The sequence below is a fragment of the Phytobacter sp. MRY16-398 genome, from assembly GCF_003925915.1.
Taxonomy (GTDB): domain Bacteria; phylum Pseudomonadota; class Gammaproteobacteria; order Enterobacterales; family Enterobacteriaceae; genus Phytobacter; species Phytobacter diazotrophicus.
Window position 1 is genome coordinate 4,876,311 of sequence record NZ_AP018756.1, and the last position, 12,779, is coordinate 4,889,089.

General features: G+C 47.6%; 15 protein-coding genes and 2 pseudogenes. 3 read left to right on the top strand and 14 right to left on the bottom strand.

From position 1 onward, the window contains the following. Positions 1-11: 11 nt before the first annotated feature. Together MRY16398_RS23865 and MRY16398_RS31320 are read right to left on the bottom strand one after the other, a co-directional pair. Positions 12-1,133, bottom strand: coding sequence for a hypothetical protein (locus MRY16398_RS23865; RefSeq protein WP_125125312.1), 1,122 nt, complete (start codon positions 1,131-1,133; stop codon positions 12-14). Between the two features lies 1 nt (position 1,134). Next, complete coding sequence (locus MRY16398_RS31320) at positions 1,135-1,431, bottom strand: DUF4365 domain-containing protein (RefSeq protein WP_172600683.1); 297 nt, start codon at positions 1,429-1,431, stop codon at positions 1,135-1,137. Between the two features lie 41 nt (positions 1,432-1,472). On the opposite strand from MRY16398_RS31320, the gene MRY16398_RS23875 reads away from it, so the two are divergent. Further along, a protein-coding gene (locus MRY16398_RS23875) for an IS1 family transposase (protein WP_232034360.1) occupies positions 1,473-2,170 on the top strand; the annotation gives its coding sequence in 2 pieces (ribosomal slippage) (positions 1,473-1,722 and positions 1,722-2,170; 699 coding nt in all). On the opposite strand, the gene MRY16398_RS23880 is transcribed toward MRY16398_RS23875, so the two are convergent. The 4 genes from MRY16398_RS23880 to MRY16398_RS23895 form a co-directional block, all read right to left on the bottom strand. Continuing rightward, complete coding sequence (locus tag MRY16398_RS23880; protein WP_125125313.1) at positions 2,164-2,412, bottom strand: DUF4365 domain-containing protein; 249 nt, start codon at positions 2,410-2,412, stop codon at positions 2,164-2,166. The genes MRY16398_RS23875 and MRY16398_RS23880 overlap by 7 nt on opposite strands. A gap of 142 nt (positions 2,413-2,554) precedes the next feature. Continuing rightward, a complete protein-coding gene (locus tag MRY16398_RS23885) occupies positions 2,555-2,815 on the bottom strand; it encodes a hypothetical protein (protein WP_125125314.1) in 261 nt (86 codons plus the stop codon). A gap of 270 nt (positions 2,816-3,085) precedes the next feature. Further along, complete coding sequence (locus tag MRY16398_RS23890; protein ID WP_125125315.1) at positions 3,086-4,903, bottom strand: DNA primase family protein; 1,818 nt, start codon at positions 4,901-4,903, stop codon at positions 3,086-3,088. Then, complete coding sequence (locus MRY16398_RS23895; RefSeq protein WP_125125316.1) at positions 4,900-5,268, bottom strand: hypothetical protein; 369 nt, start codon at positions 5,266-5,268, stop codon at positions 4,900-4,902. Before MRY16398_RS23895 ends, MRY16398_RS23890 begins: the two co-directional genes overlap by 4 nt. A 169-nt stretch (positions 5,269-5,437) precedes the next feature. On the opposite strand from MRY16398_RS23895, the gene MRY16398_RS23900 reads away from it, so the two are divergent. Next, entirely contained in the window at positions 5,438-6,442 is a 1,005-nt protein-coding gene (locus MRY16398_RS23900) for an IS110-like element IS5075 family transposase (protein WP_000427614.1), read from the top strand. A gap of 198 nt (positions 6,443-6,640) precedes the next feature. Here the strand turns inward: MRY16398_RS23900 and MRY16398_RS30465 are convergent, their stop codons facing one another. Together MRY16398_RS30465 and MRY16398_RS23905 are read right to left on the bottom strand one after the other, a co-directional pair. Beyond that, a complete protein-coding gene (locus MRY16398_RS30465) occupies positions 6,641-6,844 on the bottom strand; it encodes a hypothetical protein (protein WP_145986170.1) in 204 nt (67 codons plus the stop codon). Then, positions 6,837-7,106, bottom strand: coding sequence for a host cell division inhibitor Icd-like protein (locus tag MRY16398_RS23905; RefSeq protein WP_125125317.1), 270 nt, complete (start codon positions 7,104-7,106; stop codon positions 6,837-6,839). The genes MRY16398_RS30465 and MRY16398_RS23905 overlap by 8 nt, the downstream gene beginning before the upstream one ends. Before the next feature lie 193 nt (positions 7,107-7,299). On the opposite strand from MRY16398_RS23905, the gene MRY16398_RS23910 reads away from it, so the two are divergent. Then, positions 7,300-7,503 carry a YlcI/YnfO family protein gene (locus tag MRY16398_RS23910; RefSeq protein WP_071194406.1) on the top strand — a complete coding sequence of 68 codons (204 nt, stop codon included), beginning with the start codon at positions 7,300-7,302 and terminating at the stop codon, positions 7,501-7,503. Between the two features lie 484 nt (positions 7,504-7,987). Here MRY16398_RS23910 and MRY16398_RS23915 read toward each other — a convergent pair whose 3' ends face one another. The 6 genes and pseudogenes from MRY16398_RS23915 to MRY16398_RS23940 all read right to left on the bottom strand — a co-directional run. Further along, positions 7,988-8,800 (bottom strand): antA/AntB antirepressor family protein, encoded by an 813-nt coding sequence (locus MRY16398_RS23915; protein ID WP_125125318.1) that lies wholly within the window; start codon positions 8,798-8,800, stop codon positions 7,988-7,990. A gap of 140 nt (positions 8,801-8,940) precedes the next feature. Beyond that, positions 8,941-9,225 (bottom strand): helix-turn-helix transcriptional regulator, encoded by a 285-nt coding sequence (locus tag MRY16398_RS23920; RefSeq protein ID WP_125125319.1) that lies wholly within the window; start codon positions 9,223-9,225, stop codon positions 8,941-8,943. Positions 9,226-9,319: 94 nt separating this feature from the next. Continuing rightward, complete coding sequence (locus MRY16398_RS23925; RefSeq protein ID WP_125125320.1) at positions 9,320-10,138, bottom strand: hypothetical protein; 819 nt, start codon at positions 10,136-10,138, stop codon at positions 9,320-9,322. A gap of 92 nt (positions 10,139-10,230) precedes the next feature. Continuing rightward, positions 10,231-11,010 (bottom strand): annotated as a pseudogene (locus tag MRY16398_RS23930) (site-specific integrase); the annotation flags it as partial. Positions 11,011-11,041: 31 nt separating this feature from the next. Beyond that, positions 11,042-12,162 (bottom strand): IS3-like element ISSen4 family transposase gene (locus tag MRY16398_RS23935; protein ID WP_087451024.1). Its coding sequence is split into 2 segments (ribosomal slippage): positions 11,042-11,904 and positions 11,904-12,162, totalling 1,122 coding nucleotides; the frame shifts between segments, so codons are not numbered across the junction. A gap of 70 nt (positions 12,163-12,232) precedes the next feature. Next, a pseudogene (locus tag MRY16398_RS23940) lies at positions 12,233-12,682 on the bottom strand (Arm DNA-binding domain-containing protein); the annotation flags it as partial. Positions 12,683-12,779 lie beyond the last annotated feature (97 nt).

Here is a 12,779-nt window from a genome sequence, read left to right on the forward strand (position 1 = left end):
AATTTACAATGCTACTTAATGGAATGGTGATGTATGTGAAAATCACTAACATCGACAAGCCTTGTTTTTTTGGGAGTTACTATTAACACCCCAATCAGACGAACATTTTCATATTTATTCTCATGCGCTTTAATTGCTTCATTATAGTGTTCTTCGTCAAGCTCAACCGTCACCTTACGATTATTCTCAGAAAACTCAACTATAGTCACAACACCACCCAATGAATTCACATCACGATTCAAACGGATAACAGAGCCAACGAGACTATAACTTTTCACTGTGTAATCGTTTGAATAAAACCTTTCAGCCTCTTCTATATACTTTATTTTTTCAGGAGTTATTGATATTTTTTTATTTTCGCCAAATTCATTTTCAGCAATCAATGACTTGAAAACTTTAATCTCTACAACCCTTGATCTATTGAGCCCGCTCAATCCAATAATGGCAGAGCAAAGTGTTGCGTTAACACCATCTTTGATAATAGCCTCAAATATTTTCAAATCACCGCGTTCTTTATATTTCCCTACAGCATCGTTAAGTTTTTCAATGCTATACATCAACCGTTCTGTAACAGTTCGTGAAAATGGAACCTTGCAGTAATCCTCTTGAGAGCCTTCGTCCCAGTATATTGGCGCTACCAAATTAAGAACATAACTCCCAACCTCTGTTTGTCCTAGTTTTAAACTATTAAAAAAGCGCTCAACCACCTCTGGATTTTTACCCGAATATCGCCCTCTCTGAGGGTTAACAACAGATCTTGCAGCCGAAAGCATTAGTTCTTTAGTTTTGGAAAACAAAAGAATTCCATCAGCGAAAGGAATCTCCCCATTAGCAACATCATCATGTATCACCCTCAAGCTAATAATGTCATTACTAATATTATCTAACTCTCTGATAATCTCTGCTTTTGATTTATTCTCACTTTCACTTAGGGCATTAATGATGTCATTAACTCTATTGGAGAAATCCTTCAAGCTGGCGTTGACTGGTTGCAATATTTCATAATCATTATTCTTCCCGTAACGCCAAACATTAGCGACCTGAGGTAATTCAGTGAATAACACCCAGCCTTTCAAAATGAGATATTTCGAAAAATTTTCTGTCGTTATAAACTGTTCATTGTATAATTTCATATTATACGCTCACCCCATTGCTAGCCGCCCTCATCATGTCCTTTAGGAAAGATGAAGTCAACACCTGATTAGCAGGTATATTAAGAGTTATACTATTCTTGTTTGCGCTTGGAGGTAAATTCCTGAGTGAAAACCAATAACATCTATTCCTTAATGTAATACCATTAACGCCGTGATATAACCAGTCAGATATATTAACAGGCAAATGAAGAAGAACTAAATATCTTGGAGATAATACATTATCACCAATAAGATCGGAATAATTCTTTGCTTTTAGTGGATATGGTAATGCTGCCAACTTACTGATTTAGTGTATGATGGTGATTTTAAGGTGCTTGCGTGGCTTCCATTTCCATCAGATGTCCTTCCTGCTCCGCTACTGAAGGCGTGGTGCGTAACGGCAAAAGCTCTGCCGGACATCAGCGCTATCTCTGCTCTCATTGCCGTAAAACATGGCAACTACAGTTCACTTACACCGCCTCTCAGCCCGGTACGCACCAGAAAATCATTGATATGGCCATGAATGGCGTCGGATGTCGCGCCAGTGCACGCATTATGGGCGTTGGCCTCAACACGGTTTTACGTCACTTAAAAAACTCAGGCCGCAGTCGGTAACCTCGCGCATACAACCGGGCAGTGATGTGATTGTCTGCGCTGAAATGGACGAACAGTGGGGCTACGTCGGTGCTAAATCACGTCAGCGCTGGCTGTTTTACGCGTATGACAGGATACGGAGGACGGTTGTGGCGCACGTCTTCGGTGAACGCACTCTGGCCACACTGGAGCATCTTCTGAGCCTGCTGTCGGCCTTTGAGGTCGTGGTATGGATGACGGATGGCTGGCCGCTGTATGAACCCCGCCTGAAGGGAAAGCTGCACGTTATCAGCAAGCGTTACACTCAGCGCATTGAGCGACATAATCTGAATCTGAGACAACATCTTGCAAGGCTGGGACGGAAGTCACTGTCGTTCTCAAAATCGGTGGAGCTGCATGACAAGGTCATCGGGCATTATCTGAACATAAAACACTATCAGTAAGTTGGAGTCATTACCAGTGGATATGTAATTATATTGTTTTTTAATTTGAAATTTTTGGTAGATTTTAATTGAATGTCTATTTTCGGGTTGCGAAAAAGCGAGTTATTAAATCCCGTACCTTCAATGGTTATATCAATACTATCATCATCCACTTCACAACTAGATACTTTAAAACCTGCATGTGCAGCAAGGGAACGTATATAAGCAATATTGAATTGCTCCATCTGCTTCTTTTTATCCATCAGCAAAACCTACCTACTGTGCGCCCACCGCGATTCTTGTATTGGTAAAGTCGAGCATATGTTTCTATAGGAAAACACAATATAACAAATCAAAAGATGGGTACAGAAGGCAGGTCACGAAATATCATATTTATAACAATGATTACTTTTCTGACATCCAACCAGGCGGCTCAGATAACAACACTCTGTATCCTTCCAGATGCTCCAGCAATGCATCAAGCTGTTCAGTATTGGTGACAATTCGCTCCCCAGAAAGGGTGTGCATTACAAAGCCGTGTGGGTCATCCCAAAAGAACGCTTCCTCTTCGAGAGCTTTACGGTAATCAGCAGTGTGCATTGTATCAAGACTGGTCAAACCAAACTTTTCCAGGTGTTCCCTGCGTTCATCATGAGTGATTGGCATGTTGCCCCTCCTGTAAAATTTTAAAATGTACGTTTAAGTGTTCACCTGTTCACCTTCCGAGTATTCATCAGTAAATTCATTAGGTTATATGATGAACACTATTCTTTCAGGTGTTCACAAGTGTTCACCCTACCCTTCACCTTTGGACAATTTGAAAGAGGTGAACAGGGTGAACACTTGGTGAATACTTTAATAGTAAGTGTTCACCATTTAACTAACTGTTATAGATACGCTTTTTAACAGGGTGAATACTGGTGAACACTTATCCTATTACTTTTGATTTTCTCCGGTATCCGTTGTGCACATCGGCATCCAGTCCTCTGAATCATCGTGCAGGGTCACGTTGGACCTAATCCCTTGCTTAGTCTTCCGCTTCTGATATTCCTTGCCATATTCAGCCATAGCGCCAGGCATATCAGTACCGAACCGCATCAGCGATACCGGCTTGTTAAGGCCATTGGCACGCATGTATGCCAGATACGCGTGATACAGGTAGCGCCGTGGGCTGAATGGAACTATTTCGGCGTTTCCGATAAACATGCCATCACAGACAACTGACGCCATCAGATAGCCGCAGAAGTCCACCAGCGAATCCCCCTCACGCTTAATTGCCAGCGCCTCCTCTGACTTCTGCTGCTCATGCAGCATCTGTTTTGCCACGCTCTGATCGGCGAACCGGGTAAGAAGGTGGCGAATAACTACCGCCAGTTCCCCCTCTATTTTCTCTGCCAGCAAAGGATCCCGCTCGTTTTCGGGCACAACTTCCGAGAAATTGAAAATAACCCGGCGTCGAGAAATACCACCGCTACGGTCGCTGAACGTCATGGCATTGTTGTTTACGGCCAGTACCACTGCGGGGATACGTGTCGAATAAGGAGCTTTGTGTTTCGGGTCGATAGACACCTTATCACCGCCAGTAATCGCCTTAATCCCTGCGCCATCTCCGGCATAACGGGTCATATCTGGCATGATGATAAGCGAGTACCCCACCACCAGCGCCCTGTCTCGTGGGTCTTCCAGTGCCCTCATGCTGGCCGATACCGTATTGGCCTTACCCGCCAACATAGTGCATATCTCAGCCATCACACTTTTACCGCTTCCCCCCGGCCCCGTAACCTCAAGGAACAACTGCCAGTCATACCGGTTCGCCAGTACAAGGAACAATGCGGCCAGTACGCGATCAGCCTTACGGTCATTGTCAGCAACAGATCGGCGTAACCACCTCCAGAAGTTCGGCGCATGGCTGGCCAGCGTTTCACCTTCGGCTGGTGGGCTGAACGGCAGTTCACTCGCAATGAGCAACCAGTCATCTTTCTTGTGCTTTCTGAATAGCCCAGCGCGGGTATCAAATACCCCATTGCTGAACCCAATCAGGTTTCTGGCCGTTACTCCCATTACAGGGAGGCTTAACTTCATAGTTTCAACTGCTGATTTAATAGCGTTCTGCGAGTAGGCCACGTCAGCCTCAATAAAAATTTGAGCCATATCCCGCTGTAACTCCTTATCCGGCAACGGAACCCATACCACTCCGTTGTAGTAGTGAACAGTATCGGAATCAGCATGAATAGCCAGGTTGCCATCATAGTGAGCCAGCAACACCTCACCCCGCTGGCTGGCCCCCATCTGGTTGAGTGCCGGAGCTACCCATTCCCTCATGGGATCCTTCTTGCTGACAGGCAGATTAACTACGACGTTATCACCACGCTTAGATTCTTCACGTAACCCAGGCAAACGCGGCGACCAGTCCTCCACGGGCTTTGGCTCATACATGCCATTGAAGAGACGGGCCTCCTTTACACCAGCGAGAGCCAGCTTGCGGGCAATAAGGGTAAGGTAAGCTTCTCCAATTTCCCCGGCGCGAATTACTCGCACACACTGGCGTCCACCATCAACGATTTTTAGGCTCTCAAGCTCCACCAGTTGCTTTTTACCAAGGTAAACAGGCGGTATATCATCACCTGCTTTTTTACCCTCACTCTCGATCCAGTGTTGTGCATGGGCAAATGCATCTGCACCAGCAAAAATAATCGCCTCTGTGAATTTATCCTTTGGCAGGCACTTAACATTTGGCGCGTTTTTGCTTCTCATTTCGGGATCCCTCCGCTCATATGGAACTTGCCAAGCAAGGGATGAAACCAGTACGCCGAACCGTATTTACGCTTGGCACTGCGCAGAACAAGTCGGGCCGCTTCCCTGAATTTCTCATCAGGCGCGACAAAGCCACCTGATTTAAGTTTGACCAGCATAACGCCCGTGTTTTTCGCCAGTTCCTCGGCCTTTTTGGTAGAAATGCCATACTCAGCCGCCAGTGTTGCGACAGGAGTCATACCGGGTGGAATTTCACCTCCCTGGCTATCGGTCAGCACTCTGACCTTCTCTTCAAGAACAGTGACTTTATCCACCAGCAGATCGAAGCGTTTTTCCAGTTCGTTGAATTTGACGTTGCTGATCATGGGCGCACCTCGCTATTGCTATCAAAACGCTCACGTTCGGCTTTAAGAAACTCATCGACGTTGTAGGCCAGACTCTCAAACAGCTGTCCAAGCGCGGATATTTAATGAGATGGTCACTCCCTCCTTCCCAGTACTATGCTGAGGACAGGCTTTCATTCGGAGAACCATCATGGAAAACATTGCGCTTATTGGTATCGATCTGGGTAAGAACTCTTTCCATATTCATTGTCAGGATCATCGTGGGAAGGCCGTTTACCGTAAAAAATTCACCCGACCAAAGCTAATCGAATTTCTGGCGACATGCCCAGCAACAACCATCGCGATGGAAGCCTGTGGCGGTTCTCACTTTATGGCACGCAAGCTGGCAGAGTTAGGGCATTTTCCAAAGCTGATATCACCGCAATTTGTCCGCCCATTCGTTAAAAGCAACAAAAATGACTTCGTTGATGCTGAAGCTATCTGTGAAGCAGCATCACGTCCATCTATGCGTTTCGTGCAGCCCAGAACCGAATCTCAGCAGGCAATGCGAGCTCTGCATCGTGTCCGTGAATCCCTGGTTCAGGATAAGGTGAAAACAACTAATCAGATGCATGCTTTTCTGCTGGAATTTGGTATCAGCGTTCCGCGAGGTGCTGCCGTTATTAGTCGACTGAGTACCCTTCTTGAGGACAGTAGTTTGCCTCTTTATCTCAGCCAGTTACTGCTGAAATTACAACAGCATTATCACTATCTTGTTGAGCAGATTAAAGATCTGGAATCTCAGTTGAAACGAAAGTTGGACGAAGATGAGGTTGGACAGCGCTTGCTGAGTATTCCCTGCGTTGGAACGCTGACTGCCAGTACTATTTCAACTGAGATTGGCGACGGGAAGCAGTACGCCAGCAGCCGTGACTTTGCGGCGGCAACAGGGCTGGTACCCCGACAGTACAGCACGGGAGGTCGGACGACATTGTTAGGGATTAGCAAGCGGGGCAACAAAAAGATCCGAACTTTGTTGGTTCAGTGTGCCAGGGTATTCATACAAAAACTGGAACACCAGTCTGGCAAGTTGGCCGACTGGGTCAGGGAGTTGTTGTGTCGGAAAAGCAACTTTGTCGTCACCTGTGCTCTGGCAAACAAGCTGGCCAGAATAGCCTGGGCACTGACGGCGCGACAGCAAACTTACGAAGCATAAAGGCAGAAATACACCAGTTTAAACAATCATTCATCTGGTTTTGCGAATACTGATATTGATGATACAAACGGCCCACCGGCCTGTTGAGGAACCTGTAAAACGGAAAGGCTCGCTGAAGCCGTATATTTTCTGGAGGTTCATCAGGCGCGGAACTCATCGAGGCGCGGGAATAAAATCCCATTCAGACGCCGGATAGATTCAAGCAAGCCAACTTATCGTCAAAATCGGTGTTGCAAAAACGGGAGTGACCATAGATTCGTTTTCTATCTGATTCGGATAACACACCAGCAGCGTAGAAATGAATTTCGCCTGTGCTGCGCTTAATGCTGCGATACGTAAAGCCTCTTCATGATGTTCAATGGTTTTGTTGTCCCCGATGTACCGGATTGCGTACTTAGCCATGACGCACCTCCTGAAGGACAGCACTGTCGAACTCCCACCCGCGGCGTGTGGTGTAATCGAAGAAGGCAACACGGCAAGGGGCATGAGCGCGGATTTTGGCGGCAAAGACCAAGTTCCAGCCGGGAAATGCATCACGGGCAGCCTCTTCGGTGTCAGCATCAAAACGCAGGACGACAGGAGAGCACTCCGGGTAATGCTTGGGAGTGGCAAGGAATAGCCATGTAAATTCAGGGCGAGTTTGGATAGACTGGATATCAGCCATAACTGTTACCTCACTTAACGGTTTGTGGTAAGAGGCCCGGTTAGTGTTCGCGCACTGCCGGGCTTCGCTATTTCCGCATCGGCAAAACAAGGTGCGGCCACACCAATCTAGTTTATAGTGCGGCCACACGTCAAGGCTGTTTTTGTACTCTTTTTTGATGTATGGTGTTCCCACACCAATTTGAGGAAGAGTTATGGCTACAAAGTCAGTTAATGCAAAATCAGCGACGAAAAAAATACGCTTTCCACATGACATTATCGAAGAGATCGACGCCAGCGTAGAGCGAGAGAAAGCCGAAAACTCAGGCGCTAATTTCTCTGCATGGGTGCTGGATGCCTGCGGTCGCAAGCTGAAAGCAGAGCAGCGTAAAAAGGCCAAGGCAGAGCCTAATGGTTGACCTACACTTTTTATGTAGGTCCGATCCCCAACACCAGGCGTTTGACCAAAGCTATTTGTCGAGCTTAGGCACCGAGCGTTACGGGGATTCCCGTATCGATACCCAATATCCGGGTAACGGTAGACATAACCCAACCGTCGACATTTCCCCAGAACTGGGGAGATAGGGGTGTGCGCCAACGGCGCGCTTAAAATATCAGCAGTGAGTTGCAAATTAGCAACACGGATATTTGAGCGCTCCAGTTTGGGGGAGCGCAAGCGTGCAACTCTTAAAGAGTTGTGCAAAACCAGCACAACGATATTGGGTAGGCATCCAACTAGCTTTGAGATAGTCGGATTTGCGCAGCGCTTAAAGATACGCGCACCTGACATCACAGGAACGCTCATCCTTTGACCACCAGCGCAAGGCCTGGTATGCTGATCCTGTTTAGATTTGATGTGATGACTTGGGCGGCCCTGCATGGCCGCCTTTGTTTTATGCGCGATCATGCAGCACCTCCCACACGCTTAACCAACCAGCGTTGCGCCAGTTCGGTGAGTTTGGTCTTGCGGATTGCCGTCCGGGTATCCAGATCCAGCAGAGCACAATCGCGACTTTCCAGATAAGCCAGCAGCGCCAGCTGATCGGCGTTCATATGGTCACGCACCTGCTTTACTGGAATTTCTTTCTGTTTCGCCCACACTCGTGGGTGCATACCCAACACAAGGCTATTCAGGAACGAGCATTCATTGCTGTAGGCAAAGCCGTGCTGCCTGTCGCCGGTGCGTTCGATATAGCCCTTCATCGCGTCGGCCATGCTTTTGTGATCTTCACAAGCAGCAACACGATTTTTACGCCAGGCCAGCAATGCCGCCTCGTGTTCCTCTGGCGCGACACGGCGCAGACGTTCTTCACAGTCGATAAAATACTGACGAGCTGCCTTGCCCTGATCGTTACGTTCGACCATCGAAAGCTCTTTACCCATATTCAGGCTGAGAATGTAATCGTGCTCAATACGCTGGCGAGATTTTGAGCTCGCCCGTTTTGGCGAGGTCAAATATTCGACAATCACATAATCCACCCCCTCGGCGAACCCATACTGCTTAATGCGCCCTTTGATCCAGTTGGTAAAGTCCCGCCCTACAGCCAGAAACGTATGCAGTTTACGAGCGCTTACAGACTGAATTTCTTTCCCGCCGATATTGCTCATGATTACAGGAATACGGGCTGCAAAGTTGTTATCAGCATTATCTTCCTGGCTGGGTTTGGATTGAGTCTGGTCGCTGCCAGTTAAGGCAGTAATTTTTTTCTGGTTCATTTCCAATGCTCCAATAAGTTATTTATTCAGAGCCGCCGCGACAGCGTTAGGTATGCTGCAATAATTCGAGCGCAAGTCCTCGCAAATTATTTTATTTTCGTTGATCCGACGAAGTTGCGAGTATTTGCATTGGGTTTCTGTTAAGCCGTTTTGCGGCTGTACGGGTTATTGACGTTTTCCACGGCCGGAGGATTGCGAACCCACCAGAGCACATCTGAAAGAAGCCAGGCGCAGCTGTTGCGACCAAAATGACAGCGCGGAGGAAAGCGGCCTTGCTGCTCCATCTTCCAGCGACTGGAACGGGAAAGACTGGTGATCTCGCTACATTCTTCTTCACGAATACGGCGATCGAACTTGAATCCGTACTCTTCCAGAAGGGTGCGGCGTTGCTCAGGATTTGGCGGGGTAAAGATGATATTTGGCATGTTGCCTCCACTGTTTCTGCGTTTTGTGGAGGCCATTGTTACGCCTAGAAAAATGCGCTGCTGGAATTTTCCGGAAAATTACTGGATTTTCCAGTTATGATTTTCCTTCAATGAAGGGAATATCAACCATGCTTAACCAAGCTTGCACAGTCCTGCCATTGGGAGCCTTTATTCCTTTTGCTTTAAAAAGCTCACTTATCTCACTATCTGGATTATCAAAGTATTTCCTTGGATTTTCAGCAACATCAGAATCGTACATTGTGTATAAAAGTGACTTGATAAATTGCGCACGGCTATTTATTGTTTTGGTCGATAATTTATCTTCATGTCTTACCAATAATTCACCATTGGGCTTAACATTGATATTATCGATATGTTCATCCGATCTATCAGGCAATCTCTTTCCTGCATAATTTATAATTTTTTCGATGTCAGCACCTAATATATACATATCTTCCGGTTGTATTTTTAATAATTGATCAACGCCCCACTCCGAACCGGGAAAATCTAGAATTGCAAGAAATGGTCTGTCAGTACCAGTTAAGACCACCATACCTTCACAGGGAATTTGTGTAAATGGTTGACCAAAATCAGAACAACGCAACATACCCCACAGGCCACTGATAAAAGCAGGAATTCTAAACTCATACTCATAATCCTCTGCATGTTCCATTGGTTCATCAACAGTCACAAACTCAGAGTATTTTCCGCGAGAAGACCACTCTGCTTCAATATCATAAACGGTTTCTTCATCTTTTTTGAAAACATGAACCATTGCCTTTGTTGATGAAGGTACTTTAATACAAATAGTTACCGTACCAATCTCACCAAAATGTAGTAAGTCGCCAATCTCACAGCCAATTAACTTTGATGCTCGCTCTAAAGTACAATATTCTGGTATTGGAATATTCATGACGCCACCCTTAACGCCCCTAAATAACTTGCGAGCCAGACGGGTAGGGTTTCCCGCTTTTCGGTTGGCCGACCTAGACCCGCAATATCAGTTTAATCTCTATTCACTACAGGTAAAATAACCACATTTTGATGATTACCTGCAAGAAGTTCTAATCGGTCATACCACTTATTCAAAGCGTCCAACTTCTCAGGCAAGTACAGACTACGGTTATAAATCGCCATAACGCCTGGCAAGGCATGGCCCAGCAGCAGCTCGACTATATGCGGTGCTATACCCATATTGTTCAGCCCTGTGGAGAACGTGCGGCGTAAATCATGCAATGTCCACGGCTCGTTATGATGGAAGTCTTTATAAAGCCTGCGCCCTTTCAGTGATACCGCCTGCCGGGTACGGTCTTCACCCAGCAATAACCCCGTTTTGGCCGTTTCGCGTTTTAACTCTTCCAGCCACGGGCGAATCGCTTCGGGGATTGACCTCACGATTTTCTCACGGGTTTTGCTGTGCTCTTTGGGTACTGTCCAGATCCACGAAGTAAAATCCCATTCAGTCCAGCGTGAAAGGCGTACTTCCATCGTTCGGGCACCAAACAGCACCAGCAATTTGAGCAGCCGCAAATAATATGGTTTCTGGTCCTCCGTGAAGGTACATCGCCACACGTCCGCCAGTTCACTATCAGAGAGAACGCGATCACGTTGCCCTGCTGGCTGCCCCACATCCTGAATAGTGAGAATAGCCAGGGCATCACTGGACGCATAACGGCGAACCTTGCAGAACCGCAGCGCCTGTTTGCAGATCTGGAACATGCGTCCGGCGGTCATAGGTTTCGTCTGGTTTATCTCATCAAAACAAACCACCCAATGTCGGGTTTCACTGACCTGCCCCCACGATTAGATACAACACTCAGTTAGTAACGTCGGAATCTTCATTCTCAGAATGACCCTTTCTCCAGCCCGCTGCAAATTCAGACGGTGTCTGATAATTCAGCGTGGAGTGCGGGCGGCATTCGTTATAATCCTGCCGCCAGTCATTAATAATTTTCCTGGCATGAACGATATCGCTGAACCAGTGCTCATTCAAACATTCATCGCGAAATCGTCCGTTAAAGCTCTCAATAAATCCGTTCTGCGTTGGCTTGCCCGGCTGGATTAAGCGCAACTCAACACCATGCTCAAAGGCCCATTGATCCAGTGCACGGCAAGTGAACTCCGGCCCCTGGTCAGTTCTTATCGTCGCCGGATAGCCTCGAAACAGTGCAATGCTGTCCAGAATACGCGTGACCTGAACGCCTGAAATCCCAAAGGCAACAGTGACCGTCAGGCATTCCTTTGTGAAATCATCGACGCAGGTAAGACACTTGATCCTGCGACCGGTGGAAAGTGCGTCCATGACGAAATCCATCGACCAGGTCAGATTGGGCGCCGCCGGACGGAGCAGCGGCAGACGTTCTGTTGCCAGCCCTTTACGACGTCTTCTGCGTTTTACGCCCAGGCCACTGAGGTGATAAAGCCGGTACACGCGCTTATGATTAACATGAAGCCCTTCACGGCGCAGCAACTGCCAAATACGACGGTAGCCAAAACGCCTGCGCTCCAGTGCCAGCTCAGTGATGCGCCCTGATAAATGCGCATCAGCAGCCGGACGGTGAGCCTCATAGCGGCAGGTCGACAGGGATAAACCTGTAAGCCTGCAGGCACGACGTTGCGACAGACCGGTCGCATCACACATCAACATCACGGCTTCCCGCTTCTGGTCTGTCGTCAGTACTTTCGCCCAAGAGCCACCTGAAGCGCCTCTTTATCCAGCATGGCTTCGGCAAGCAGCTTCTTGAGTCTGGCGTTCTCTTCCTCAAGCGACTTCAGGCGCTTAACTTCAGGCACCTCCATACCGCCATACTTCTTACGCCAGGTGTAAAACGTGGCATCGGAAATGGCATGCTTGCGGCAGAGTTCACGGGCGGGTACCCCAGCTTCGGCTTCGCGGAGAATACTGATGATCTGTTCGTCGGAAAAACGCTTCTTCATGGGGATGTCCTCATGTGGCTTATGAAGACATTACTAACATCGGGGTGTACTAATCAACGGGGAGCAGGTCATCACAGCGGGCCAGAGGATAGCGACCCAATCGGGGATAAATATGCTTACGAAGTTGTGCTCGAGCCAGTTCTTCATCGCTGCGCTTCTTCCTGGCGTAGTTTACTAACCAGTATTCCAGCGCATCTTCAACCGTAACCGGCTTAAGCGTTTCCTGAATACTCAGTTCGATTTCTGTTTTCGGATCCAGTCCACCAGCAAGCCACTGGCGACACTGCTCGCGTTTTTCCCTGGCAGATTTGAGCGACATATCCGGATAGCGACCAAGCGTCATGCGCTCAAGTTTGCTTCCTCGACCACCTAACCGATAAGAAAATATCCAGCTTAATTGTCCCTGCTTTGAAGCCTTAACACTCAGGCCTTCGCCATCAGCAAACATTGCTGGCGCATCGCGTTCCGTGTTCTGGAGTGCTTTAAGTTTTTTATCACTTAGCTTGTTAGTGCCCACCATAGCCCGTCCTGCCTATGTTCGTAATTGCGAGTGATACACCGAGTGATACACCGTTCGTTGCTACAGTCAAAAAAACCGCATAAGCATGTGAACAACT

What these genes read in the sequence shown, in the direction of transcription:
- MRY16398_RS23865 (WP_125125312.1), bottom strand. Translation starts at nt 1,133, where the DNA reads ATGAAATTATACAATGAACAGTTTATAACGACAGAAAATTTTTCGAAA.
- MRY16398_RS23880 (WP_125125313.1), bottom strand. Translation starts at nt 2,412, where the DNA reads ATGGATAAAAAGAAGCAGATGGAGCAATTCAATATTGCTTATATACGT.
- MRY16398_RS23885 (WP_125125314.1), bottom strand. Translation starts at nt 2,815, where the DNA reads ATGCCAATCACTCATGATGAACGCAGGGAACACCTGGAAAAGTTTGGT.
- MRY16398_RS23890 (WP_125125315.1), bottom strand. Translation starts at nt 4,903, where the DNA reads ATGAGAAGCAAAAACGCGCCAAATGTTAAGTGCCTGCCAAAGGATAAA.
- MRY16398_RS23895 (WP_125125316.1), bottom strand. Translation starts at nt 5,268, where the DNA reads ATGATCAGCAACGTCAAATTCAACGAACTGGAAAAACGCTTCGATCTG.
- MRY16398_RS23900 (WP_000427614.1), top strand. Translation starts at nt 5,438, where the DNA reads ATGGAAAACATTGCGCTTATTGGTATCGATCTGGGTAAGAACTCTTTC.
- MRY16398_RS30465 (WP_145986170.1), bottom strand. Translation starts at nt 6,844, where the DNA reads ATGGCTAAGTACGCAATCCGGTACATCGGGGACAACAAAACCATTGAA.
- MRY16398_RS23905 (WP_125125317.1), bottom strand. Translation starts at nt 7,106, where the DNA reads ATGGCTGATATCCAGTCTATCCAAACTCGCCCTGAATTTACATGGCTA.
- MRY16398_RS23910 (WP_071194406.1), top strand. Translation starts at nt 7,300, where the DNA reads ATGGCTACAAAGTCAGTTAATGCAAAATCAGCGACGAAAAAAATACGC.
- MRY16398_RS23915 (WP_125125318.1), bottom strand. Translation starts at nt 8,800, where the DNA reads ATGAACCAGAAAAAAATTACTGCCTTAACTGGCAGCGACCAGACTCAA.
- MRY16398_RS23920 (WP_125125319.1), bottom strand. Translation starts at nt 9,225, where the DNA reads ATGCCAAATATCATCTTTACCCCGCCAAATCCTGAGCAACGCCGCACC.
- MRY16398_RS23925 (WP_125125320.1), bottom strand. Translation starts at nt 10,138, where the DNA reads ATGAATATTCCAATACCAGAATATTGTACTTTAGAGCGAGCATCAAAG.